The 26,735-nt window shown below is 58.8% G+C and carries 11 protein-coding genes; 3 read left to right on the top strand and 8 right to left on the bottom strand.

What is annotated here, in order from left to right:
* Window positions 1-784 precede the first annotated feature (784 nt).
* The 8 genes from acpS to CGLUCO_RS05230 form a co-directional block, all read right to left on the bottom strand.
* Window positions 785-1,255 (bottom strand): holo-ACP synthase AcpS, encoded by a 471-nt coding sequence (gene acpS, locus CGLUCO_RS05265; RefSeq protein WP_198481423.1) that lies wholly within the window; start codon window positions 1,253-1,255, stop codon window positions 785-787.
* A 309-nt stretch (window positions 1,256-1,564) separates the two neighbouring features.
* Complete coding sequence (locus CGLUCO_RS05260; protein ID WP_232621860.1) at window positions 1,565-10,969, bottom strand: type I polyketide synthase; 9,405 nt, start codon at window positions 10,967-10,969, stop codon at window positions 1,565-1,567.
* A gap of 573 nt (window positions 10,970-11,542) precedes the next feature.
* The gene (locus tag CGLUCO_RS05255; protein ID WP_005392171.1) at window positions 11,543-13,084 is read right to left on the bottom strand and encodes an acyl-CoA carboxylase subunit beta; all 1,542 of its coding nucleotides are present in this window, start codon (window positions 13,082-13,084) and stop codon (window positions 11,543-11,545) included.
* 640 nt (window positions 13,085-13,724) lie between these two features.
* A complete protein-coding gene (locus CGLUCO_RS05250; RefSeq protein ID WP_005392169.1) occupies window positions 13,725-14,309 on the bottom strand; it encodes a TetR/AcrR family transcriptional regulator in 585 nt (194 codons plus the stop codon).
* Between the two features lie 427 nt (window positions 14,310-14,736).
* Window positions 14,737-15,681, bottom strand: a complete 945-nt coding sequence (locus CGLUCO_RS05245) for an electron transfer flavoprotein subunit alpha/FixB family protein (RefSeq protein WP_005392167.1) — start codon at window positions 15,679-15,681, stop codon at window positions 14,737-14,739.
* A gap of 17 nt (window positions 15,682-15,698) precedes the next feature.
* The gene (locus CGLUCO_RS05240; RefSeq protein WP_084036264.1) at window positions 15,699-16,484 is read right to left on the bottom strand and encodes an electron transfer flavoprotein subunit beta/FixA family protein; all 786 of its coding nucleotides are present in this window, start codon (window positions 16,482-16,484) and stop codon (window positions 15,699-15,701) included.
* A 565-nt stretch (window positions 16,485-17,049) separates the two neighbouring features.
* The gene (locus tag CGLUCO_RS05235) at window positions 17,050-18,234 is read right to left on the bottom strand and encodes a THUMP-like domain-containing protein (RefSeq protein WP_084036265.1); all 1,185 of its coding nucleotides are present in this window, start codon (window positions 18,232-18,234) and stop codon (window positions 17,050-17,052) included.
* A 66-nt stretch (window positions 18,235-18,300) separates the two neighbouring features.
* Complete coding sequence (locus tag CGLUCO_RS05230; protein WP_005396042.1) at window positions 18,301-19,143, bottom strand: ABC transporter ATP-binding protein; 843 nt, start codon at window positions 19,141-19,143, stop codon at window positions 18,301-18,303.
* Between the two features lie 468 nt (window positions 19,144-19,611).
* Between CGLUCO_RS05230 and CGLUCO_RS05225 the strand changes: the two genes are divergently transcribed.
* From CGLUCO_RS05225 to CGLUCO_RS05215, 3 genes are all read left to right on the top strand, one after another.
* A complete protein-coding gene (locus CGLUCO_RS05225) occupies window positions 19,612-21,549 on the top strand; it encodes a maltotransferase domain-containing protein (protein WP_084036266.1) in 1,938 nt (645 codons plus the stop codon).
* 20 nt (window positions 21,550-21,569) lie between these two features.
* Window positions 21,570-23,753, top strand: coding sequence for a 1,4-alpha-glucan branching protein GlgB (gene glgB / locus CGLUCO_RS05220; RefSeq protein ID WP_084036267.1), 2,184 nt, complete (start codon window positions 21,570-21,572; stop codon window positions 23,751-23,753).
* Between the two features lie 409 nt (window positions 23,754-24,162).
* On the top strand, window positions 24,163-26,685 hold the full coding sequence (locus CGLUCO_RS05215) for a Rib/alpha-like domain-containing protein (RefSeq protein ID WP_198481425.1): 2,523 nt from the start codon (window positions 24,163-24,165) through the stop codon (window positions 26,683-26,685).
* Window positions 26,686-26,735: the final 50 nt, after the last annotated feature.

The raw sequence follows: 26,735 nt of genomic DNA, 5'->3' as shown, positions 1-26,735 counted from the left end.
GGCGTACTGTTCCAGTCCGTCCTCATCATGGCAGTCCCCGCCTAACGCCCACTCATGCACTGGTGACCTTCGCCGTCACCCGGTCGGCGTAATCAGTTTCGGCTCGGATTTTTGCCAACCGCTAGTGCGTCCTAACCGCGTCGGATCAGCGCATCCGACGCGGTTTTTTGTGCACGGGTATTCCCCACCCTGACCGAAGAACGATTTGCACCCGGCAGACCGCCACACCCGTGATGTCCTGGTCGCGAAAAAGTACTCGCTGGTTCGCACTGTTCACATCTATTTTCATTCGAACATTTATGTCCAAATATTGATATTCAATGCCTTCTGCAGAGAACAACTCTGTTTTCGATAGTCGAATGTGCTTTGAGAACACAACCAGACAGCAGACAGGGATCGGCGCACTCTGCTGCTTCTACCCGCAAGAAAGCACGTTTCAGGAAAGAGACAGCGGAGCTGCAGTCATCCACCGCGTTGCCCCTACAGGAAGCATCGAATTGCGGATCCCACATACGAGAGGATCACGGGCAAGATCCCCTTTGTCCTCCCGGTTTACGCCAACCAGGAGGCTGTGACGGCACTGCCACTATTCACGCCCACGGGGACCAGCGGTTCCGTTTCCACCTCAACGTCCACACAGTGCTTAACGACATGGAACATTCGGTGAAAACGATCCGGCTGGTCCACCGGCTGGTCCATTGACTGGACCATCCCGCTCTCGCTACTGTTCTCGCTGCTACCTTGTCTCCCGAGGTTGTTGGACTTTACGTAAGGCTCTTCCAGCTCACACGTGCGATTGAGCGAGGGCAACGACGGCGACCGCGTAATCACCATCGTGAGATAAAGAGAGGGATGACGCGAAATTGGGCGAAGAAAGGCGTTGCACTTCACCGTGCAGGTGGAGGTACGGGCGGTCACAGTGGTCACTTCGAACCTCAATGTCCCTCCATACAACGCGTTCCGACGCGATGAGTGGAGGTGCCGGGGCGATAAGCCCACTCCACGCCTTGATGAAAGCTTCTTTTGCAGCCCACCGCGCGGCAAGGTGTTGAAAGACATCCCCGGTCACCGCCATCTTCTTACGCGCTTGCCGAAGCTCGTACGGAGTGAACATACCAGAGATTGTGGTGCCTGGTGCCTCCCACTGCTCACGAAAGCTCGGTATGTGAACGAGGTCAACACCCACGGATGGTGCCCCATGCACAGCGAGTGAACGCACCTGCGCATTTGCATGTGTGGAAACTGACTCGTGCATGGAATACCTCGTTCTCCTCTTTGTGTGGGTTCTCATCTTCGTATGGCGTTGTTTGTGTGCAAACCTCCTCAGCTGGAATGCGTTTAGCTGGGTCTGGTATTTTCCAGCCGGCGTATGTCAACCAGCGTTTGCCAGCCGACGTGCCCGGTGAGCCGGAAACCCCGAGCAGGAAGGAATCCACGACGGAGCGGAATTCCCAGGTAAAGGGGAAGTTCCAAACGATCGGAGTTCCTGCGCACGGGGGTGTCTGCGCACGGGGTGGCGGCATTCACGCCACTGGGGCTCTGCGGAGGCAACTAAAAGGCAGGCTTAAAACCAGCCGTCTGCGCTCAGGCGAGCATCTGGGTCAAGAAGCATGAGCTTTTCCTTCTCAGAAATAGTGTCGCCCTCACGGAACCTCCGGTTGTCGACACCCTCGAACAACGGCCTATTGCCCAGCATCCCCTGGACAAGCCTCCGCTCACCGGCTGCCAAGCGGGCGTTGGCACGCTTCTCCCAGGACGGGTCATCAACCACTGAGGCAAATGCCGCCGGGTGGACAAGAGCAACCAAGCCGGACACATGGCCGAACCCGAGGGAGGTCAGAAGTGCCGCCTTCGGGGCCTCTGCCAACTGGAGGGGCTCGCTCAGCCACGTGAACCACGTGCCGTCCTTCATTTCCGGATCGACGCAGGTGAGCGCAGCGTTACCGGGGATCCTGCCGGTGGCAAAGACATCGGCAATGCCACCAATTTGGAACACCGCTGCACCACCCTTGGCGTGGCCGGTCAGTGTCTTCTGGCTGATGACGTACTGCGGGTTGCCTTCGCTGCGGCCGAGGGCCTCCGCAATATAGGTGTGCAGCCGCGTCTCATTCGGATCGTTTGCATTGGTGGACGTATCGTGCTTCGAAATCACGGAGATATCATCGGCGCCGATGCCCAGCCCCGAAAGAGACTTGGCCAGGCGGGAACGCTGTCCACCGCGAGCCGTTGCCAGCGCTCCCAGCCCCGGGGCAGGAATGGAGGTGTGGGCGCCGTCGCCGTTGGACTGTGCAAAGGCCACCACGGCGAGGACCGGAAGACCAAGATCACGAGCAACCGTGCCTCGAGCAAGGATGACCGTGCCGCCACCAGCACTTTCCACGAAGCCGCCGCGACGGCGGTCATTGGCGCGGGAGTAGAAACGGGGGTCGATCCCCTTGGCAGCCATCGCATCCGAATCTGCGGTGGCGTTCATCATGGCGAAGCCCTGAATCGACTCGACAGAAATATCGTCGATACCGCCGGCAATAACCACATCTGCCTTGCCTAGCGCGATCTTATCCACGCCTTCCTCAACGGACACTGCTGCCGTAGCGCACGCACCGATGGGGTGAATCATCGATCCATAGCCGCCGACATAGGTCTGCATCGTGTGCGCAGCAACAACGTTCGGCAGCGTCTCCTGGAGGATATCCGAGGGAATGTCCGCATCCATGAACCTATCGAGGAAGAGCTTGCGCATGGAGCTCATTCCACCGAAGCCAGTGCCCTGAGTTGTCGCCACATCGGCCGGGTGTACCGCCCGGAGCAGTTCAGCGGGCTCAAATCCGGCAGACAGGAAGGCATCGACGGTAGCAACGAGGTTCCACACTGCGATTCGGTCGATCGACTCCGTCAGGCTTGTAGGAATGCCCCACTTCTGCGGGTCGAAGCCATCCGGAATCTGGCCTCCAACGGCACGAGCCAGAGTAGCTTTCTTTGGCACGCGGGAGGTAGCCCCTGCGCGACGATTCACGCGGATGGAACCGTCCTGGTCTACGCTGACGCTGGTGAATGCGGGATCTGCGTCAACGTACGTGTTCGCGGTTTCCAGGTCATCAACGGTGAAGGTGACATCCTTTTCCAGGAAGAACTGGATCTCCTTGCCGGAGGCACCATCGGAGATGGGGCCGTCGTCGGCAAAGGGGCGCACACCGCAGCGTGCAATGACATCGTCGTGGAAGCGGTCATAGATATCCGATTCATCGACGTAATTGCCATCCGCGTCGTACCACCCGGGGGTGGGGTTGTCTTCCCAGGTAATGAGTCCCATCATCCATGCCAGTTCCGTCACGCCTGCGGGCGTCAGGTCGACATCACCGAGGTGATCGATCCCGTACTCTGCTTCGAAGCGCGTGCGGCCGGAGCCCCACGGGGAGACCTCGCCGAGGCCCACAATGACCACCATCTCCTCCAGAGGGGTGGTTACCTCTGCAGTCCACGGCACCTCGCGGTCGGTCGGTTGGTGCCGCGGGTGTGGTGTGGGCAGTGCGGGAATGGTCGCTACGGAGCTGGTCGCTGTCGGATCATCGCTATTCGACGCTCCGCTGGTCACAGCTTCCTCTTCGGTGCGCGCTGCATCCGCGTACGCCTCAGCGGCGATGGCAGGAAGCGACACCCCGGCGAGTCCACCAGTGAGATCGGCCACCAGCGGCTTTTCTGCAGCGGCCGTGCGCGACGCTTCGCTGCACAGTCCGACAAGTTCCTTAGCGATCGTCTCGGGAGTCCACACGTGCACACCGTGCCGCTCAGCGACAGCAACGAGGCGATCGTTGTGCCCCATGAGGTTCGTCGACTTCACCCAACCAATACGCGGGTGGGCCAGACTCGTACGTTGCCCGAACGGCTCGACGGACCATTTGTTGACGATCGCATCGAAGGCCGCCTTGACCTCACCGTAGGAGCCGTCGCCACCAAAGGTGCCGCGGTTGGGCGATCCGGGGAGCACGACGTGCAGTCGGTGGTTCACGTCCGTGGTCTCGCCGAGGGCGGAGAGCCTACCGATAAGCCGCTCCACACCCCACAGCAAAACACGGGATTCGAACTCGGCGCCGGTTCCGGCATCGGTCAGGTAACCGCGGACGGGAGGTGCAGCGAACGGGAGGAGCAGATCCGGGATCCACGCATCCTTTACCTTCTTCTTGGTGGATCCGACGGTGACGAAGCGCTCGTTTCCAATCCACTCAGATAGGGCATCAATATCGCGGTACGACGCGAGGTTTGCGGGAACAAGCCAGAAAGAGGCCGCACCGGAGGCATGCTCACGGTAGAGCTTGCGAGCCCACTCAGTGCGTTCTGGGGTGACCTTTGACGAGGTCGCGATCACCGTCGCCCCGCGTGAAAGCAGCTCTGCGGCGACGCCGGAGGCAATGGAGTGCGGCGACACACCTGTGACGACGGCAATGGTGCCAACAAACTCGCCCTGATCGGTAGAGCGGGCAGCATCGGCCACATCGGTGAAGCCGTACCACTGTGCCATAGCTGCGACATCCTCTCCAGTACCGGTAAAGGATGCCGTCGCAGGAATCTCCTCCCCAGCTGCGAGGCGAGCAATGTCTTCGCGGGCGGTGGCCCACCGGTCGTCGAAAAGCACAGCCTTTGCCTCGTCGAAGGCGGGCAGAACCCGGCGCGCCCAATCGGAGCCAGCCTCTGCGGTCACCGTTGCGACAAGCTCGTCGGCGTTGTCCGGCTTGCTGGGGGCTACTCCATCGTTGTGCCCGAGGGCGCGGAGGACGTGGTGAGCAGACTCTGCAAGGATTCCCTTCGCGCCGAGGATCTTCTCGGCGAGGTCGTTGAGCGCGCCCGAGTCAACAACCTGGCCACCGGTTTCGCCACCGGTGGGCAGGGCGACGGTGACGCCGTTGTCGGAGGCGACCTGAGCCACAGCAGCGTCGATAAGATCGTTAACTTCCGCGCCGTTGGTCACAGCCGTCGGGAGCAGTGCCAGATCACCACCGCGAGCAGACGAACCCGCGCGCGTTCCCAACGCCACCGCCATGGTGACATGTGCATCCCAGCCAGCAGGTAGCGCCCACGTGCCAGTCACTCGGTTGGAAATGTCTTCCAGCTTGGCGCCGGCGGGGCCGAAGACGCTGCGTACCTGATCCTTGACAAACTTGCCGAGCACCTCGCCGAAGGGCTGGTAGTTCTTGGCGGCGGCGTTTACCGTCGCTGTCAGCGTCTTCATGTCCGCCTCCGATGCGCCTTCCACGGCGGGAAGCGACAGCTCAGCGGACATATCCATGAGTTGCTGGTTGAGACGTGAGGAAACACCACTGGTCAGCGTGCCGATGGTGTCGGCATCGCCCACCTGGTCGAGGCGCATCTTGTTCGCCTGGGCGAGCAAAGCGCGGATAGCATGACCGGCGGTAAAGGGCAGCGGCTGAGCTGTCGATCCCCCGGTAGAGACAGATGCGGCAGATGCTGCTGCGGAAGTTGCGGCTGTTGTAGCGTCGGTAGCAGCGGCGGCGGTGTTCGCGGAAGTCGCGGTGGTCGAGGTTGTCGCGGTGGAAGCTGGTGAGTCCACTCCGCCGGTCGCATGGCCCGCCGACGCTGGTCTTGTCTCCTGCACCTGTCCGTTGGTACCGGATGTTGTGTCGGTGGCAACAGAGCCAGTTTCAGCGTTGTCGGTACCCTCTGGCAGCTCACGCTCATTCACATCAGTGAGGAACACGTAGGTGGCATCACGCTGGACGTTCCTCAAAACAACATCCGAAGCGGCGAAACCGGGCAAACGCAGGGTCTTGGCTGCGAGGTTCGTCAACGTCGGGGAAGCACCAAGACCAACCTCCACGTACTGGTCAAGGTTCGCAGCACGAGATAACAGGAACTCCTGAGTCTCAATCCAGCGCACGGGAGAGGCAAACTGCCAGGCCAGCAATTCAATAAGCAGGCTCCTGGTTACCTCACTGCGGTCGCCATTGAGGTCGAGCTTTTCGACGATAGTTGAGGGCGCAACCTCAAGCACGGCGCGGCGGAACTCCTCGGTCAGCACAAACGGCTTGGCCACCAGGTTCGGAATGTAGTGACCGATGAGGATGTCCGGGTCAATATCGTGCGGTAACAGCGCGTCGAGCTTCTCGCGGAAGTCGTCCACTCCCCCACGCAATACGCGTGAGTGGAACGGGACATCGATGCCGGGAACGAGCATGAAGGGGCTCTTGCCACCGGCTTGTTTCGCCCGGCGCGAGGAATCCTCCTTCAGCGCCTCAATACCCGCAATGGTGCCGGCAATCGCGTACTGCTGATCGCGCAGGTTGTAGTTTACGATCTCCAGCATCTCTCCGGATTCTTCAGCAACACGAGCAACGTAGTCGGCCACGTCCTCGTCCCCCACGCCGAATTGGTTCGGACGCAGCGCACCGAGCAGGTAGTTGGAGTTGCCCTCCGCGTCGCGGGGAACGAGGTGGTGCATGGTGAGACCACGCTGGAAGACGAGCTCCAAGACGGTATCCGGATCGATCACACCGGCGTAGGCGGCCAACGCCGTGTATTCACCTAAAGAGTGACCGGCGAAATACGCACCCGGCACATAGACACCGGCTTCCTTCAGCTGCGCGGTCTGCGCAAGTGCCAGCGTTGCCAGGCACACCTGGGTGAACTGGGTCAGGTTGAGGACACCCTTGGGGTGCCGGTAGGTGACGCCACCAGCAACAACCTCAGTGGGATTGTCGCGAACGATAGAGATGACGGAGAAGCCGAGGCGCTCACGGGTGACGGCATCGGCACGTTCCCACACTGCGGCGGCGGCACGGGAGGCGGTCTGCTCCTGCATCCCCATGCCCTTGGCCTGAATGCCTTGTCCCGGGTACACATAAGCGGTATGGGGTGCTGCCGTCACGGCGGTCGCCTGGGAGACGAGTGTTCCGTCGATGGTGCAGGTCACCTCAATAAGGAGGCCACCTCCGTTGACCGCACCGATGCGATCGATGGTGATATCCACCGTGTCATGGAGGGCAACCATGGAGAACATGCGATACGTCCACCCCGTCAGCGGTGCCTTGACGGTTGCTTCAGCGGCGTGCTGTGCCGTGGCGGACAGCCACATGCCGTGCACGAGCGGGGCGGATAGTCCTGCTACCCGGGCCGCGCGGTGGGAGGTGTGAATGGGGTTGAAGTCCCCGGAGGCCCACGCGAAGGGGGTCATCTCCCCCGGCGCGGTCACGGTGTAGCTGCCGAGATGGGAGCGAGGAGTATCGATAAATTCCGCCGAGTACCCACCGGCCACAGCCGGCTCCTTCGGCGCCTGAGTTCCGAATGCGCGGCCGCGGATGGCGAACCGCTCGGTGAACTCAATGACAGGGGTTGTCTTCTTAGCTTCGGCTTCGTCGGAGGAAACGAATAGCTCCAACTTTACGGTGACAATACGCCCGCTGCGGGACTCTTCGATCGAATCGGCCCAGGAAATTACGGAGATGCGCTGGCCGAGCAGTGAATCGATGGGAACGTGAACGCGAGCCGAGTGGTCAAGATGTACGGCCTGCAGAAGGCCCTCAATGACGGGCATTCCGTCCACGCGACCTGATCCGAGAGCTGCATAAATAGCCGGCCAGCACGGTCCAAGAAGTGCGTCGGTAACGATTTGCTGCTGGTCTTGCCCCAGTGCGGCCCCTGTGGTCGATCCGTGGGTTACGCCGATCTGGCGGGCGCACGTGAAGGCGTAGTGGGCTTCGCCGAAGCGCGAACGCGAAGAGGTCTCGATGGCTGGCAAAACGTCGATGGTGTCGCCTTGGGCGGACACGCCGCCGACGCCTGCGATTCCTGCGAGGAGGTCAAACATTGCGGTAGACAGCCGTTCTGCATCGACGACGGGGCACCCGCCGGTGTGAATGGACTCATCAACGGTGAGCGGGATATCCAGCCTGCGCACCGCATGCGTGTCTACCGCCGTGTGATCCCACGCTGTATCCATGGTGATGCGAAGCGTCCAGGCCTGCCCGCCTTCGTGGATGAGATCCCACCCGGCATCATCCACAACGCGCGTGGGGTTGGTCATCAGTGCCCCCATCCAGCTGATGACGGGGCTGGCGATGATTGCTTCCTCCACCGTTGCGCATAGGCGATTTTCTGGTGTCCCGCTGCTAGTGATGGGCGAAGGAGCGGCGGATGCGAGCGACGATACGGCTGCGGGCGACAGGGCGGACGCGGGCGACGGGGCGGACGCGGGAATAGCGTCGCCTTTACTGTGGCGACCGCTGGATGTTGTGCTTTCCTCAGAAGTGAGCTCGAGGGGCTGTGCACGCAGACGTCCTGCAGGAAATGCCTTCGAGGGCGTACCGGAGGCGGACGCAGGCGCGTGAGCAGCACGGTCGTCGACGGCCCCGAAGGCCCTTCTGCTCACACATTCTGTAGCAGTAAGGCCGCCATCGGAAAGGACACGGGCTGCAGCATCCTCATAGGAGGCAAGAATGTCTGCTACCGGTTCGTTCATTGTGGTGACAAACCCAACGGAGACCGGGCCCGGAATCACACGCACGCTGTCCGCAGAGTAGCGCTCGTCTTGGGATTGCCACAGGCAGTCCTGACCCCACCAGCGAAGTAGATCCTCGTCGAGCGCCGGGACGTAGCCTGTGGGCTTGGGGTACTTGCGGGAGAGGTGAACAAACCACGCCTCATCCACAGGGGTGATCGTGGTCGTCTCCGCCTGCGGGTAGGCAGCGAGGAGGGCGTCCACCGCAGCGGGAGCGTCCGCAACGGAGTCGAGCTCAGCAAAGAGGGTAGGAATGTCACCGCGCTCCTCTTCTGCAAGACGGGCCTCAAAGCGCTGGAGAAGATCTTGCATACGCTGCTGCCAGGAGGGGTCCACGTAGGGGTAATCGAGTTCCACATAGCGCCGGACGACATCGGCGTAGGTCATGGTAGCGAGGTCGCCGAAGTACGGGCGCGCGGTCTTGTTCATCGCCCCAATCAGTTCGTCTTTCCGCGCGGCGATCTTCTTCGTGTCACCGTGTACAGAGGCGATGATGCGTGCACACTCTGCAGCAGCATTATCCACCTCGTGCATGTCGGCGTGCAGGTGACTCATGCCGGAGGTCATCCCACCGACGACCTCTCCACGTGGCACCCATCCACAGTTTTCGTCGATGGAGGTGCCAGGGGTGTTGACAAGAAGTTTCTTGACCGAGTCGGTTGTCTTTGCTTCCTTCGCTGTCATCGCGGGTGTGCCGATGAACACAGCATCGACGGGCATCGCGGGGAGACCATACTTTTCGGACCACGTACCACTCAGGTACGTCGCAGCAAGCGCCGGATCGCCGAGTCCACCACCAACGGTAAGTACAACGCCCGGCGTGTTACGAATCTCAAAGTAAGTGTTAATGAGCAATTCATCGAGGCTTTCCCAGGAATGGTGGCCACCGGCGCGCCCGTCCTCGACCTGGATGATGAGGTTGTCAGTGTAAGAGGCAATGGCCAGGCACTGGCGGATTTGGGCAACGGTTCCAGGCTTCACAGCAACATAGCTAAACCCTGCGTCGCGAAGCTCTGCGAACAAGGCCTCGGCCTCATCGATTTCAGGAATTCCTGCTGTGATGACGACACCATCGATCGGTGCCCCGGAACGGCGCGAGGAGGTCACAAGGTGGGAGTTACCAAAATGGAGGTTCCACAGGTAGCGGTCCATGAACATCGCATTAAATTGTGCGGTACGCCCTGGTTTGAGGAGTCCTTTGAGCTTGTCGACGTTCTGGTTCAGCACCTCGGCTGTCACCTGCCCGCCACCGGCGAGCTCCGCCCAGTACCCGGCGTTCGCCGCAGCCGCAACGATTTCTGGATCTACGGTTGTCGGTGTCATGCCCGCAAGCATGATGGGCGATAGTCCCGTCAACCGGCTGAACTTAGTATCTACCTTCGGTGCGTTGTCACCGGGAAGGGTGATGAGGCGTGGGGCATACTCGGAGTAATCTGCTGGATCCGCCGGCGTGTACCCCGGCGCTGTGAGTTCATCGATCTTTTCTATGCTTCCTGCCGGAACAACGGCTACGCCGCGGCCGCGACAGGCATCACGGGTGACCGTAGCGATGACATCACCAGGGCCGAGACAGACGATGGAGGTAGCGCCCTTGCAGATAGCCGCAAGCACGGTCTCCTGCCAGTTGAGGGGTTTAACAAGCACGTGCGCGGCCAGCTCGTGGGCATTGTACTGTGCAATATTTTCCGGCAAACCGATAACGCTGCACCACCGATCGACCTGGTCGAGAGCCGGCTGCAGGAGGGAATCATGGAAGGGGGCCGCGACCTCAAGATATTCCATGATCGGCGCGATCGTCTCGCCACAGGCCCCGGACTCATCCTGCTTCTTCTTGTGCTCGGCTGCGAGCTTTTCCAAGGCGGTACGAGCTGTCTCAAGCTCCTCCGGGGATCCGGAGAGTACGAACCGACGGAAGCCATTGACAAGTGCGATGGAGATGTTGGTCCCCCGGATGACTCGGCGGATGACGGGTTTGTCCACCCCGCGAACAGAGAGCATGCTGGATATGGATACACCCGGCCGGTGCTTCGTCGTCGCAGCTCCGATAAGGCGCGCGAGCGCAAAAATATTAGCAGCGTCTTCGGTTTCTCCTGCAACCCACCGTTCGACCAAAGCCGCACCCAGAATTCCCTGAGAGTGACCGATGAAGTCTATCGGCGGATGGGACACGATATCGAAACCAGAATTCAGCAGTACGTGAAACAGTCCGAATTGCGCGGCGGTAATGCCGGGAACGGAGTGGACCGGAGATGGATCGTTGGGGACGTCTTCGAGGCTGTAGCGGCCTGAACCGAGAGCAGCTAGCTCAGGTCCAAGCGGTGCCAGGAGGTCATCGGCACGAGAGGTAAGACGGTGGAGGTGTTCGGCGGCGACAGGATCACCGAGGACCTCCATGAGTGCTTTGTGCCATGGGGTCGACTGCCCATCAAAGCTCAGCGCGTAATTGCGGATTGTAGCGGTCATGTTCTTCTCCTTATGTTGCAAACGACCAGAAGCACCTGCGGCTTCGCTGTGAAAGTCAGCGACATATCCGGTGCTCTGCGCGGTTGCTGGTGTTCTTGTTATGTATTCCCCAGGTTGTTTTCCTGGCTGGGGCAGAATAAGAGTTGCGGGTAGTGACAGATGTTGATAGTTCTGATTGCGCCTGGAGTCCTGTGCGGTGCGGTATCCATGAGTTGCGGGATGTCGCTGAGAAAACCGTTCGTGTCGAGGACCGTTTATGTCGAGGACCGTTTATGTCGAGGACCGTTTATGTCTATGTTTTTCGGTCATCGATAAGCAACGAAAGTCTTTCGACAATCGAGGTTCTCCGTGAATTTCATCACCTGCGGATCCTCAGAAACTCTGGTGACACGATTCCGGGTTGGTACGTGACTGGACTTCTCGGCACGACGCTGCACACATGCTGCCTGCAGTTAGCAGAAGCCACATGTGCCAGAGAGCAGATTATGCCCATGCCACCACGGTTTTCCGGGCGCACGACCTCCGTGGTGTCGAGTTCTCAAGACTGCACTGTCTACGGACCGTTTGAGTGCCCTATTGCGGACCGTTGTCGTGCTTGCGATAGGCGGTCGGCTGGTATGGCTTGTTTTTGAAGGTTCGGATCGCTGCACTGATAGTCGAACGCGTTTCCTGGGGTTGGATAATCGCGTCAACAGCGCCAATCTGCACAGCATCGAACGGCCCCATCACTGTGTCGCGGTATTCACAGCGAAGTTGGTCTCGCACTTTTTGACGCTCCACATTGTCCGAGATCGCTTCCAGCTTCTTGCGGTGAATAATGCCCACAGCCGCGTCATCACCCATGACGGCGATCTCTGTTTGTGGCCACGCACAGACAAAATCCGCGCCCAAGGCTTTGGAGCTCATAACGATGAAGGCTCCGCCGAATGCCTTCCTCACTATGACAGTGATGAGTGGCACCGTTGCCATTGCGTAAGCAACGATAAGCTTCGCACCTCTGCGGATAATTCCTTGTTCCTCCTGCTCTGTGCCAGGAAGGTAACCGGGGACATCGACGAGCGTGACGATTGGAAGACCAAAAACATCGCACGTACGGATAAACCTGGCGGCTTTTTCCGAGGCATCGACATCGATGGTTCCTGCATCAACGCTCGGTTGGTTTGCCACAATACCCACAGGGGTACCGTCGATACAGGCGAATCCGGTAACAATATTTTCCGCATAATGCTCACTGAGCTGTGCGAATTCGGAATCATCTACCAGGCAGCGAATGAGATCAACGATGTCGTAGGGAGCGCGGGGATCCGCCGGAACGATTCGGTTCACGGATTCATCTGGGGATTCGACCGCTGGTGTCGCCGGAATGAAAGTTGGGGGTTTATCTTCGCAACGTGTGGGGAGGTAGCTCAGTACGACCCGCGCGTAATCAAACGCATCCCCTTCGTCGGTGGCCTCGTAATGTACTACCCCAGACACTGTCGAGTGCAGCGTGCTGCCACCTAGTTCCTCCGCAGTGACGCTTTCGCCAGTGACTGCTTTGACCACGCTTGGTCCGGTAACGAACATGTGCGATTTTCCTGCGACCATAATCACAACGTCTGTCAGCGCCGGGCAATAGACTGCGCCACCAGCGCATGGTCCGATGATGATGGAAATCTGGGGAACAACCCCGCTCGCAGCCACGGTCTTCCGGAAAATCCTTCCGTACTGGTTCAGACCACGGACACCTTCTTGGATGCGGGCACCACCCGAGTCGACGATGGAGATGATCGGGATACGCAAGGCAATCGCCCTATCCATCAGATCACAGATTTTCTCGCCTTCCATGCTGCCCAGGGTGCCTCCTCGAACGGAGAAGTCCTGTGAATAGCAGGCAACAGGCCGCCCATCGATTTCTCCGATTCCGGTCACCACTGCGGTGAGTTCTTCGGATTCCCGCGTTGCACCGTATGGTTTGCGAGGCGTACCTGTTTCCAGAAACGTCCCGGCATCAAAAAGAGACTCAATCCGCTCGCGAGCAGTGAGCTTTCCGCGCGCGTGCTGCAGCCTCTTCGCTTTTTCTTCAGTGCTGCGAACGAGAATGTCCGTAGCATTGCTATCGATAGTCGCTGTCATGCTCCTCTTTTCGCCTATCTTTTCTGCGAAAACCCGCGCAGTAGATCATCCTTGTTGTATTGTGGAAGAAACTACATACGAGCGCGCGAAGTTTCGCACCAAGTACACAAAATGGAGCGCACTCCATTTTTGTTAGGTGTGAGTGTAGCACCGCGTGAGTTAATTTCGTACACAAATCTTTTTGGTGCGTCGATTTTTCTGCGAATCCAAGCTGAAAATCCTGCCATCACCTGGCTTTATGAAAATTCCCCGAGAGTTTATTTTCTCCCCCACCGGCGTGTCTTTCTTCGCGTATTTTTTGGCGAATATCCCCCGAAGCCCACCGATCACCGGCCGCTCACTTCCCACCTATTCCACAGCCCCAAGTCGACATCGCCCCTGTCCTCACTCAAGGGGCACCCACCCACATTCACTCGCATCCGCCACGCCTGGATGACTCAAACCTCGTGTACGTTGCTCAGTGTGCGCCTAGCTAACCTCTTCCCGCGCCTACCTGCACGCACGTAGGGTCTTCTTCCTGCGCACGCGCCAGCCTGCACGTATGAGTTCTCTGCACACGCTCCGCATGAACTCGCGCTTTGACGACGTACCCGACGCATGGTGTACCAACAAAGGGGCAATTTATCTGGGCGAAAAAAGCCTAGAGTTTCATCCCGTCAGCGATGAACTTGATTTGTTCGTGCAACCGCCCACGCATGTTTTTCACCTCGGAGCTATCGATCGTGACGCGGACGAGCTCCATGTACATGATGGCATATATGCTAGCAGCCACCTGCCGGGCGGCATCCCTACCGATATCGCGCCCGCGTACGTAGGCGTAGATGCGGCGCTCAAAATCGCGAATAAGCTTGATGGCGTTTTCCCGCCGGGGCCCCGTTGACGTGCCGAACAGAACTTCCCTCTGGAAGGCGAGCATATTCCCCCGGGATTCCTCAGTCGCCTCAACGATCGGATCGATGAGCGCGTGTGCACGCTCCAATAGGCCAGCGGATGCCGGAAGGGCTTTCTCAGCAGCGAGACCATGCTCCAAAACTTCTGTGTACACCGAGATGAGAAGTTCGGCTTTAGAGCCTGCGTGCCGGAAAAACGTTCCTGTAGTCAGGCCAGCGGCCTCCGCCAGCTGTGATGTTGTTACCGACTCATAATCATGGGAGAGGAAGACATCCCGGGCTGCCCGCAATACGGCCTGCTCCCGTTTCGCCTTGTTTTCCTCTCGTTTTCCCATGATGAATGTATTCTACCTTGATTGTGACGTGTTATATACATTCGGGAATTAGTTAGTCCACATCACAACACTCGGACATAACAGAAGCAGCGGGTTGCCGAACATCCCTTGCGTGCTCCTACCCCCTTACTCCAACTTCGGATGCAAGAGCGCACTAGCAAAACCTCGACATAGCAAAACTAGACATGGATAATAGACCACAATAAACCCCCTAACCAGTTTGAACCCAGTTAGGGGGCATGCCGTTCGAGTACTGTGTGACCACTCGTGAGCTTCCTTATGCGGACACAGCATAGTCACCGCGGCCGCACCACGTGCCACGCACCACATACCGCACCACTCACCCGCTAAATAAGTACGGCTTAATCACTGCGCAGCACGAAACATGCGCAACACATGCGCACCGCGACCGCGGCCGTCGCTTAGCCTAGGAGCTCAGTCCCTTCGCTTCGCGGCGGGAGGTGATTTCCTTGATCAATGCGGGGACGATATCGTTCACGTCGCCTACCACGCCTACGTCGGCGATCTGGAAGATGGGAGCATCCTCATCTTGGTTGACCACAACAATCCGCTTCGACGTCTGCATACCCGAGGTGTGCTGAATCGCGCCAGACAGACCGAGAGCGATGTAAAGCTCAGGTGAGACTGTGGCACCGGTTTGCCCGACCTGGTATTCGGCCGGGTAAAAGTCATCATCGACAGCGTCACGAGTAGCACCCACCGCGCCACCAAAGAGGTCAGCAAGGGGCTCGACCAGTTCAGCAAATCCCTCGGCTGACCCCACACCGCGACCGCCGGAAACAACCACGTCGGCCTGCGGTAGCGCCGGACGAGCGCCCGGCGCATGGGGAGTATAGCTTTCCACCGTCGGATCGAGCGCACCCGCTTCAGGCAGGGCAAGGTCCATGAGGGTGCCAGCTGCCGGCTGATTCTGCGGTTCAACTACGCCGGCACGCAAAGTGTAGATCGGGCTCGTACCGCCAACAGCGAGCGTGGTACCAATTTTGTCACCGAAGATCGATCCGCGTGCGGTGCCATCGGAGTTGATGGCGACCACGTCAGTGAGAACACCTGAGCTGAGCCGTGCGGCGAGACGACCAGCAATCTCGTTACCCTCCTCAGACTTGGAGATAACAATGGGGCCGGGGGTCTGAGAGGCGAGGATACTGAGCGCATCCACAGCGGGAATGATGACACGCTGCCCGGTGTATGGGGCGCGAATAATGGTCGCAGCCCCCTGCGATGCAAGCGCATCCGTGGCATCGGCAGGTAGAGAGCCGACAACAACCGCAGTGACCTCGCCGAGCGCGCGAGCTGCTGTGATGAGTTCCCCGTTGATCCGCGAGGAGTCTGTTGCAAGAACGTAAACCATTTTTCTAACTCCCTTTCCTAGATCAGGTTTTCTTTCTCGAGGTAATCGGCAATGGCCGCCGCCCCCTGCCCGTGGTCAAAGATAATCTCACCCTGTTCACGTGGCGGGTGCACTTCGGCACTCTGCACGACGGTAGCGGAGTAGTTGAGCCCCACCTGCGTCGGCTCAACACCAAGATCTGCAAGGGTGAGGGTAGGAATTTCTGCCTTCTTCGCTGCAGCAAGCGATTTGAAGTTAGGAAACCTCGGAGAAGCAGCCTTGTCAGTGATAGACAAGATCGCGGGCAGTGAGGAGGAAAGAACCGTCTCACCGGCGTTGGTCACACGCTTTGCCTTCAGCTTGTCACCTTCAATGGATGACTCCACACAGTATGTCAATGCGGGAATCTGACGGTATTCCGACAGCAAACCGGGGATCACACCCATTGCGCCGTCAGAAGACCCAGAACCGCACACGATGAGTTTGGGGTCATTGATCGTGTTCAGCGCGTTGGTCAACACCCACGTGGTGCCGAGCGCATCTGCACCGGCGATTGCTTCATCGGAAACAAGGATGGCGCGATCGCACCCCATGGCGATTGCCTTACGCAGCGCCTCAGTGGAGCGATCCGGCCCCACTGATACAGCCACAACTTCGGCACCCTCAAGCTGATCCTTTAAACGTAAAGCTTGCTCAACAGCAAACTCGTTAACCTCATCGAGAACCTCATCTACTCCCTCACGCTGGAGAGTGAAGTCAGATTCCAATGACTTTTCGGACCACGTGTCCGGCACGTGCTTGACAAGCACTGCAATCGCGGGCATCTTCACACCTTTCGTCCGTTGTAATCGAATATTTTGAAAGCTTGTTGCCTTAGTGAGTGTAACGCGTCCACACACGACTCCTATTATGCACTCACCTATGAGCCGCGAGCGCGTGAACAAATGACATAGTAGACCAACCTGTTGATTTTTAATAGTCAGAGTTGTCTATTATGGCGCACAGGCAACAGCAAGGCCGAAGAGGAGACCGTTACTCACCTACGGCTTTCTATCCAAAAGCCTCTTGTAGTTGGAAGCAAATAGGCGTGTCACTTGACAGCTCCCGCATGCGTTAGCTTTCCCATATATCAGGGAGAGCCACATAACCGTCATGGTCGTCCGTACTGCTCATCCGTACCGTTCGACCGTACCGTTCGACCGTACCGTTCGAACGTACCGCTCGACCGTACTGCTCGACCGTACTGCTCGTCTGTACCGCTTGTCCGCACTGCTTAGCTGCACCACTTTCACGCGAAGACGATCTCCACCCGAAGCACTCGTCACCGTCACAGTCGCTCTCGCCACCGTCACCTTCGCCGTTGAGGTAGGAGAACACCTGTTGCCACCGTTACCCCCACTGACGTGGCGTGCAGATGAATGCATGAGCGGTCTTGCCGATGCGGGTGATGACGATAGCGGCGGGTGTATCACCCTTGAGTTTGAGCTTCTTTCGCAGACTGTCCGGGTTTATATCCACGCCGCGCACGAGGATCTCCGCACTCCCGACGTTGTAGGCACCAAGCGCTTTCTTCAGCTTCTTCAGCGGCACGTCCTCCAGGATGCGGAACCCCGAATAACCGCGTGGAATCGCATCCCCAGTGAGGTGCGCGATTCGCGGGTCGAGCATCCACTGCCCCTCGCGGGCAGCAAAATTACGGACGAGACCTGCGCGAACAATCGCACCGTCGGGGTCGAGGATGAATTCTCCTGGCGCTGCAACCAGATCCTCACCGTCCGGTGGGGTCTCTGCACTGGTCACTCGGTCTACAACGGTACCGTCGCGGATGATGATCGCTTCTCGACGCTCCCCTCCCGCCAATCCTGGCGTGTACAGGCACGCTTCTTTCACGCCTCCATCGACGCTGGCTACGCTCACCAGCCCCTCCCAAGCAGAATAGTCGATCCCCGGCGCGCACTTGATGGCGAGTTCCACGTCACCGTGGGCAGCAACGAGATCCGGCAGCGGAGGAAGAAGATCCTCTGGGCGCGGGATTCTCCGCCCGCCTGCGCGGCGTGCTGGATCCGCAATGATAACCCGTGCGTTCGTCGTGTGTGCCAAAGCGTCGGCCACGAAGACTGGTCGATGTGTATTGGCGTGTGCGCAAGCGACGCGGGTGATATCGAGGTCACTTCCGACAACGGAAGTGCCATGGAAAGGGCTAGACTCTCCGGCCTCACCGAGGTCAGCACGTGTGGCGATCTCCGTTCCAACGGAACACGTCACATCGTGAACCAGCTCATCGGGGAAGAACTCGCGAATTCGTCGTTGTCGCTGCCATACGACCGCAGGTGGCGTCGCCTGCTCGGCGGCTTCCAGCGGATAGATCCATTCGGGGGGAAGCCCCTTCCGCGCCCCAACCCGGCGCGCCCTGAGCAGTTCGCTGACACATCGACCGAAATCTCCGAAGCGTTTGCTGAGGTATGCGGTATCGGCGATGACCGTGGAATCAGTAAGGCCGACGTGATGTTCGGCTTCGTTAATTTCCGCTTGCTGCTGGACAAGGTAGGAGACCTCGGCGCGGGAGAATGCCATCGATACCTTTCTGCTTCTTCATTTCCTTCCTCCGTTACACACCACTGCGCAGCGGAGGTGTCACATTTACTGCACGGGTGAGCGGTGCGTACCGCCACGGCGCAAGCGCCGTGCAAAGTAGCGGCCGTCGATTTTGTCGATGGTAATCGGCTGGTGGAAGCAGGCGGTTAGATTCTCATCCGTCATGACCTCATCGATCGGGCCGTTGGCCACGATCGACCCTTCGTCGAGAAGCAAAGCGTTTGTGAAACCGGCGGGGATTTCCTCTACGTGGTGAGTAACCATTACCACGGCGGGAGCATCCGGATCAGCCGCAAGGTCTGCCAAGAACTGGACGAGATCTTCCCGACCACCGAGATCCAAGCCCGCGCCCGGCTCGTCGAGAAGCAAAAGCTCCGGGTTGATCATCAGAGCGCGAGCGATCATGACACGCTTCTTTTCCCCCTCGCTGAGCGTGCCCCACGTGCGCTCCCGCAGGTGGAGAGCACCGACCTGCTCGAGGATGGCGATGGCCTGGTTATAGTCCATCTCCTCGTATTCCTCACGCCAGCGACCGAGGATGGCATATCCCGCAGAGATGACGAGGTCAGCGACCTTTTCCTTCGGTGGGATGCGCTGCGCGACGGATGTGGAGCTGATGCCGATCTGTGCGCGCAGATCCCGCATGTCCGTCTTGCCGATTTGCTCCCCCATGAGGAATGCCTGCCCGGACGACGGGAATTCGGATGCGCCGGCGAGCTTCATCAGCGTGGTTTTTCCCGCGCCGTTGGGGCCGATGACTACCCAGCGCTCGTCGAGTTCGACCTGCCAGGTAATCGGTCCAAGCAGGGTCTTTCCGTCGCGAGCGAAGGTCACATCAGAAAAATCAATGACTAAGTCCGGGTTGTACTCGTTTGCACCATCAATCACACCTCTATCTTTCCCCAAAACATGTTCGGAATGTGGGTGCACCGCCCGGCCCCTCTTTAGAGCTCCACGAAGTGTAGCTCCCCCAAAGTGACAGCTCCCCCCGATATGAGTGTTCCCCGATGCGAAAACTCCCCCGAAGTGGCAGCTCGCCCGTAGTAATTTCCGTTGCACCTCACACATACATTCTGCGACCAGCCCACGCACACAACCAGCCCACGCACACAACCGGCTCATGCATCCTTCTGTGGCTGATGCCGCCCCGCACATCAACGACTCGCGATACCCCTTGCGTCAACGACCAACGAACCCCCACCCCGTGATGCCACCTCCCCTTTACCCTCCAGAACGGACTGGTTATGGCCACATCCCCCACGGCGCTCCCCCGGTGTGATCATAAACAGGCAGGCAAACACAGAAAAGTGCCCAATATACCCGTGCGGGCAGACAAATTTAACTAGGCTAATAGGCATGACTGGACGCATTGCCATTGATGACATCCGACCCGTTATTAACTGCGGGTCCTATCCAGCGAAAGGCGCTGTGGGCGAAGTGATCCCCATCTTCGCAAACGTGTGGAGGGAAGGTCACGATGCGGTAGGCGCAACCTGCGTCATCACCGATCCCCGGGGCCGGGAGACCGCCATCTCTATGGTTCCCCGCGAAGAAGAACCTGACAAGTTCAACGCCCTATTCGTTCCAGACGAGATGGGGATGTGGAGTTTCCGCATCGAGGGGTGGGATCACCCGTTCAAGACGTGGCGCCACGCGGTAGAAGCGAAGCTGGATGCCGGCCAGTCTGAGGCCGAGATGGCAAACGACATCGAGATTGGTGCACGCCTATGCAAGGAGGCAGGGCACACGGAGATCGTCGAACTCCTCCATTCAGATGCACCACTGGCGGACAAGATTCACAGGGCAATGGCCGCCACGCAGGATTCTGCCCCAATCCGCCGCTTCCTCACCCGAACCTCCGAATACCGGATTTTTGTGGAGCGCCGCAAGGCTCTGGTGAGCTCTTGGTACGAGATCTTCCCTCGTTCCACCGGCGGTGTGGACGAAAATGGTCACCCCATCCATGGCACCTTCGCCACAACTGCAGACGAGCTCCCGCGTATTAAAGAGATGGGCTTCGACACCGTCTACCTTCCCCCGATCCATCCCATCGGCAAGATAAATCGGAAGGGCAAGGACAACACCCTCGATGCGGAGCCCGATGACGTGGGTTCCCCGTGGGCAATTGGTTCCGACGAGGGTGGCCACGAGGCCGTTCACCCCGCACTCGGCACGGTTGAAGATTTCGAAGCGCTGGTCAAACGCGCCGAGGAGCTCGATATGGAGATAGCGATCGACCTCGCCCTCCAGTGCGCGCCCGACCACCCATGGGCGAAGGAACACCCAGAGTTCTTCACGATCCTCCCGGACAACACCATCGCTTTTGCGGAGAACCCGCCCAAGAAGTACCAGGACATTTACCCCCTCAACTTTGATAATGCCCGCAAGACGATCTACTCAAAGATCCTCGACATTGTCCTGCTGTGGATCCGCCGTGGTGTGAAGACCTTCCGTGTCGACAATCCACACACGAAGCCTGCCAACTTCTGGCACTGGCTCATCTCCGAGGTGCACTCGGAGCACCCTGAGGTCATCTTCCTCGCCGAAGCGTTCACCCGCCCGCCGCGTCTGTATGGCCTATCCAAGGTGGGTTTCAGCCAGAGCTACAACTACTTCACCTGGAAGACCACGAAGAAGGAGCTCACCCAGTTCGCCACGGAGATCTCCCAAATGGCGGACATCTCCCGCGCCAACCTGTTTACCAATACCCCGGATATTCTGCACGCGAGCTTGCAGTACGGCGGTCGCGCAATGTTCGCTATCCGCGCCACCCTCGCTGCCACAATGAGCCCCGTGTGGGGCATCTACTCCGGCTTCGAGCTTTTCGAGCACGAGGCCGTGGCACCCGGATCCGAGGAGTACAAGCACTCGGAGAAGTACGAACTCCGGCCACGCGATTACTCGCAGGACAACCTGTCTGGCTACATCGGATTGCTCAACCTCATCCGGCGGAAGAACCCGGCTCTCCAGCAGCTGCGATACATCCATTTCCATGATCTCACCAACGATCAAATGCTGGCCTACTCCAAGGTCGATCCAGAGACCGGCAACACCCTGCTCGTCGTGGTGAACCTCGATTCCCACTATGCGCAGTCCGGCATGCTCACGCTGGACATGGATGCATTGGGGCGCACCGAATCCGATACTTTTACGGTTCATGATCTCGTTTCCGGCGAGGAATACGACTTCTCCAAGGTGAACTACATCCGGCTGGAGCCGTATAAGAACGTAGCCCACATTTTTGAACTTCCACCTGTCGCCCCCGAGCGCCGCGCACACCTTGCGTGGAGATAGATTGAGAGGAATTTTTCACTATGCAATCACTTGCAATCCCCCAAGCCGACCTCGATCTTCTGCGCCGGTGCCAGCACTATTGCCCCCACGATCATTACGGTTTTCACACCACCGACGATGGAGCCGTCGTTCGTACACGACAAGTAGGTGCTGAAGGCGTCTTCTTGCTTATCGACGGCGACAGCGTACCGATGGAATCGCTCGGCGATGACATCTGGGCCATTCACCTCGACGATGGCACACCGCGCGACTACCGCTTCAGCGTGAAGTACCCACTTGTCGATGCTGTAGAGAAAGCCGACCCATACTTCTTCCTGCCCACCCTCGGCGATCAGGATATTTACCTCATCAGTGAAGGTCGCCACGAGCGACTCTGGGAGGTCCTCGGTTCGCACGTTCACACCTACAGGACCGAGCTCGGTGAGGTCACAGGTACTTCATTCGCAGTATGGGCCCCGGCTGCCAAGGGTGTCGCCGTCATCGGCGATTTCTGCAGCTGGAACCCCTCGCAGTATCCAATGCGTGCGATCGGCAGCTCAGGGGTGTGGGAGATCTTTATCCCCGGTATCACTGAAGGCACGGTGTACAAGTACGCCATCCACACAGAAACCGGTGAGCGCCTGGACAAGGCAGATCCCATGGCTCGCCTCGCAGAGGTACCTCCGGCAACCGGCTCCGTGGTCACGTCCTCCTCGTACGAGTGGAAAGATGACGAGTGGATCTCCTCCCGCGCGGACGAGTTTCCTACTACCGAGCGGATGAGCATCTATGAGGTGCACTTGGGCAGCTGGAAGCAAGGCCTCAGCTACCAGCAGCTCGCCGATGAACTCGTCGATTACGTCGATGGCATGGGCTACACCCACGTCGAGTTCCTGCCTGTGTCCGAGCACCCCTTCGGCGGTTCGTGGGGCTACCAGGTCACCGGCTACTATGCTCCTACCTCCCGGTTTGGTTCTCCCGACGATTTCCGGGCGCTTATCGACGCTTTCCACGCCCGTGGTATCGGTGTCATCATGGACTGGGTGCCTGCCCACTTCCCCAAGGACGAGTGGGCACTCGCCCGCTTCGATGGCTCCCCGCTGTACGAGCACCCCGACTGGCGTCGGGGTGAGCAGAAGGATTGGGGCACTTACGTCTTTAACTTCGGCCGCAACGAGGTGCGCAACTTCCTCGTCGCCAATGCACTGTACTGGATTGACCAATTCCACATCGATGGCCTCCGAGTAGACGCCGTGGCCAGCATGCTGTACCTGGACTACTCCCGCGAGGACGGCGAGTGGACACCGAACCAGTACGGTGGCCGCGAGAACCTGGAAGCCGTCCAGTTCCTGCAGGAGATGAACGCCACGGTGCACAAGAACCACCCCGGCATCGTGACCATAGCAGAGGAATCAACAAGTTGGCCCGGCGTTACCGATTTCACCTCCAACGGTGGCCTTGGTTTCACTTTCAAGTGGAACATGGGCTGGATGCATGACACCCTGGAGTACTTCGGGCACGACCCCATCCATCGCTCCTACCACCACAATGAGGTCACCTTCGCTATGGTGTACCACTACAGTGAGCGCTTCGTGCTGCCGATTTCCCATGACGAGGTCGTCCATGGCAAGGGAACCCTGTGGCAGCGAATGCCCGGCGATGCGTGGAACAAGGCAGCTGGACTGCGCACGCTCCTCGCTTTCATGTGGGGACATCCTGGCAAGCAGCTGCTCTTCCAGGGGCAGGACTTCGGCCAGGTTGGCGAATGGAACGAATCCGATTCCCTGTACTGGGCAGACATGGATGGCTGGGAAGGCGAGTACCACCGTGGGATCCAAAAACTCACCCACGATCTCAACTCTGTCTACACTGACAATGCTGCGCTGTATTCCTTGGACTTCAAGCCCGAGGGATTCCGTTGGATCAAGGCCGATGATGCAGACAACAACATCCTTGCCTTCGTCCGCACCGGTGACGATGGCTCGAAGGTGCTGTGTGTGTACAACTTCGGCGGCTACTCTCAGCCCAATTACACCGTCGGTGTCCCTGAACCCGGCGTGTGGAAGCGCATCCTCAATACCGACGAGGACGTGTACGAGGGGGCCGGCAACTTCCTCGAGTTCGAGGCGCAGTCCGACGAGCGCCCGTGGGATGGTTGCGATCACTCCGTGTGCATCCATATCCCGGCGATGAGCGCCCAGTTCTACGCTTTAGAGCAGCACTAAGATATCTCCGTCACGCGCCTGACTCGCGCGGGCGCGGGGAGATTGGACAACTGCACGCACAAGGTCCGGCTCCGGCCGGACTTTTTTGGTCTTTCACACCACAGCACGAGAAGTGCGCTTCCTTCCAATGTAGTTACGGTCCCGGTTAGCGGGGCTTTCTGGAGCCCCAACGTCCCACACTGACACGTGTCGGCCTGAACTGCCCCAACACACGACAACCGCATAGACGCGGTTCTCTCTGCCATGAACGAAGGGCTACCAGGCACCAGCAGGGCTCACCGCGCTCGTTTCTCCTACAGTTACCTCTCGATTGGAACGTCAGAAAGATTGTGAGAATTAACCGCACATGAGGGTGCAGTGGCACAGAATCCTCCCATGCAACTGGCAAAAAAGCTTTATACTCGGCAGTATGAAATCTAAGAAATTTTCAGCTAAACAGCGCATGCTTGGCCTACTCACGGCCACGTCCCTGGCGCTCACCGGTGCTGTGGTGGCTCCAGCAACGGTTCTACCTCACGCCACCGCACAAAATACAGCGAACGAAAACACCCCCGTGTGGGATGGTGTGAGCTACGCCACGACCACGCTGAAGTTGGAGGGGAAAGACACCCCCGTAGCCACCGTTCAGGCGGGCAAAGATAACGTGCTCAAGCCCACGATCACAAAGCCGCTCCCGGAAGGCTACTACATTACTTTCAATATCGGCGAGGGCGTGGATAAGAATTATCACTGGACCTCGACAACCGAAAACAACGTGGTAACGGTGACGGTTCCCAAGGGAACCGACCAAGGCATGGTGCGGCACTTTGAATTCACCGTCCGAAAGAAAGACCACAGCGTTGTGGGTAAGATTCCGGTGACCGTATACGTGGCCCAGCCGGATAACCCAATGAGTGGCCGCTTTGAACCCGCCAAGGTGGAAAAGGACGTTCAACCCGGTAAGTCGGTCACATTCAGTGTGGCGAATAAGGACTTCCCCGAGGGCACCACTTTCACTGCTGCGCAGGGCAATCTTGAGGGATGGACCTCTCAATTGTCCAAGGATGGCAACTGGACAGTCACTGCCCCCGCCGATTCCGTCGTGGGCACCAAGAAGCCCCTTGCTTTTGTTGTGAAATACCCCGACGGCACGTCGGACACCGCTCTTGCCACTATGACGGTCGCACAGCCCGATAATCCCATCGCGGACAGGGAGAACCCGAAGTACGGTGACGTATCGGTGCTCCCCGGTGGCAGCGTAAAAATTGCGCTGTCCACGCCTCTCACCAATGTACGCGAGGTTCGCGCCCCGCAGGTGAATAAAGGCTGGAAGGTATCCCCAGAAACGAGCAAGGACGGCACATTCACCATTACTGTGCCGGAAACAGTAAAGCCAAATGTGTACTACGAGTGGCATCCAGTCGTTGTCTACACCGACGGCTCTCACGAAGCCGCCACCGTGAAGGTCTCCATTAAGCAGGGCGAAACGGGAAATCTCGCTGCTGAGTACGATCCGTCCTACGGCGAGCTCATCCAGAACGTCAAGATCGGCACATCGTCACCTATCAAGCTGACGTCGAAGGTGCCGCAGGGGACAAAGTTCTCCATCAGTGGAGCCGACAAAGCGAGCAAGTTCAACTACCGCATCAACGAGAACACCGGTGAGATCACTGTCAATCCTGATAAGACCTTGGCCGCCGGCGCGTGGACCCAGCGCACTGTCACTGTCCGCTACAGCGATCACTCAGTGGACCAGATTTCGGTCAAGCTCGTTGCCCAGACTGATCTGACGAAGCCTGTTCCGCCGTACGATAAGGACAAGCCGGAGCAGACGTATGCCAACAATTACGCGCCTGCGTACCCGTCTGAGGTGCAGGTGACTGCCGGCGAAAATAAGCAGGTAAAGCTAGAGGGCGATACGGACCTCCCCGAGGGAACTTCTTTCCACGCCCCGAAGTCTTCTGATCCGACGAAGCTGGATTTCGCCGTTGAGGAGAAAACGGGCCTCATCAAGATCTACCCCTCGGCATCCCTCGGTGATAGCAGTAGCGTGACGATCCCCGTGACCGTTCACTACCCCGATAACTCGACGGACGAAATCAACGTCAAGGTCGTGGTTAAGAAGAAGCAAACAACCACAACCAAGCCGACCGAGCCCACCTCCAAGCCGACCGAGCCCACCTCCAAGCCGACCGAGCCCACCTCCAAGCCGACCGAGCCCACCTCCAAGCCGACCGAGCCCACCTCCAAGCCGACCGAGCCCACCTCCAAGCCGACCGAGCCCACCTCCAAGCCGACCGAGCCCACCTCCAAGCCGACCGAGCCCACCTCCAAGCCGACCGAGCCCACCTCCAAGCCGACCGAGCCCACTTCCAAGCCGACCGAGCCCACTTCCAAGCCGACCGAGCCCACGAGTGAACCGAAGCCTGTTGAGAAGAAGGATACAGATAAGTTTGCACCCTCCTACCCGGCGGAAAACAACGTCACCATCGGCGATAACACCACCATCGACCTTGCTGGTGACACTAAGCTTCCAAAGGGAACCACCTTTACAATCGGCACTCCCAGCCACCCCGAGAACTGGAATTACTCAATCAACCCGGTCACTGGACTCATCACTGTCTCCCCGGCAGTGAACCTCGGCGAAGGCTCCTGGGCAACCACCACAGTTGTGGTCACCTACCCCGACAAATCTACCGACATCATCAAGGTGAAGTTCGTAGCCAAGAAGAAGGACGAACCCACGTCAAAGCCGACCTCCGAACCGATGCCTGACCCCAGGCCCGCCCCAACGACGTCGAACAACTCGAGCGACAAAAATGGCTCGAGCTCCTCAAGCGAGAATGGGGAGCTGACTCCGAGTGCGATCGCAGGAATTGTGATCGGCATCCTTGCGCTTCTCGGACTTGGCGCAGGTGGTTACAACTGGGCCCACTCGCAGGGACTCATCTAGGGCTATCCACCTCAAACTAAATAAAACTGGGCACGAGATTCACCCTCGCG

It is taken from the genome of Corynebacterium glucuronolyticum DSM 44120 (genome assembly GCF_030440595.1).
In the GTDB taxonomy this organism is placed as follows: Bacteria; Actinomycetota; Actinomycetes; order Mycobacteriales; family Mycobacteriaceae; genus Corynebacterium; species Corynebacterium glucuronolyticum.
This window is presented reverse-complemented; position numbering and strand designations above follow the sequence as displayed.

What these genes read in the sequence shown, in the direction of transcription:
- acpS (WP_198481423.1), bottom strand. Translation starts at nt 1,255, where the DNA reads ATGCACGAGTCAGTTTCCACACATGCAAATGCGCAGGTGCGTTCACTC.
- CGLUCO_RS05260 (WP_232621860.1), bottom strand. Translation starts at nt 10,969, where the DNA reads ATGACCGCTACAATCCGCAATTACGCGCTGAGCTTTGATGGGCAGTCG.
- CGLUCO_RS05255 (WP_005392171.1), bottom strand. Translation starts at nt 13,084, where the DNA reads ATGACAGCGACTATCGATAGCAATGCTACGGACATTCTCGTTCGCAGC.
- CGLUCO_RS05250 (WP_005392169.1), bottom strand. Translation starts at nt 14,309, where the DNA reads ATGGGAAAACGAGAGGAAAACAAGGCGAAACGGGAGCAGGCCGTATTG.
- CGLUCO_RS05245 (WP_005392167.1), bottom strand. Translation starts at nt 15,681, where the DNA reads ATGGTTTACGTTCTTGCAACAGACTCCTCGCGGATCAACGGGGAACTC.
- CGLUCO_RS05240 (WP_084036264.1), bottom strand. Translation starts at nt 16,484, where the DNA reads ATGCCCGCGATTGCAGTGCTTGTCAAGCACGTGCCGGACACGTGGTCC.
- CGLUCO_RS05235 (WP_084036265.1), bottom strand. Translation starts at nt 18,234, where the DNA reads ATGGCATTCTCCCGCGCCGAGGTCTCCTACCTTGTCCAGCAGCAAGCG.
- CGLUCO_RS05225 (WP_084036266.1), top strand. Translation starts at nt 19,612, where the DNA reads ATGACTGGACGCATTGCCATTGATGACATCCGACCCGTTATTAACTGC.
- glgB (WP_084036267.1), top strand. Translation starts at nt 21,570, where the DNA reads ATGCAATCACTTGCAATCCCCCAAGCCGACCTCGATCTTCTGCGCCGG.
- CGLUCO_RS05215 (WP_198481425.1), top strand. Translation starts at nt 24,163, where the DNA reads ATGAAATCTAAGAAATTTTCAGCTAAACAGCGCATGCTTGGCCTACTC.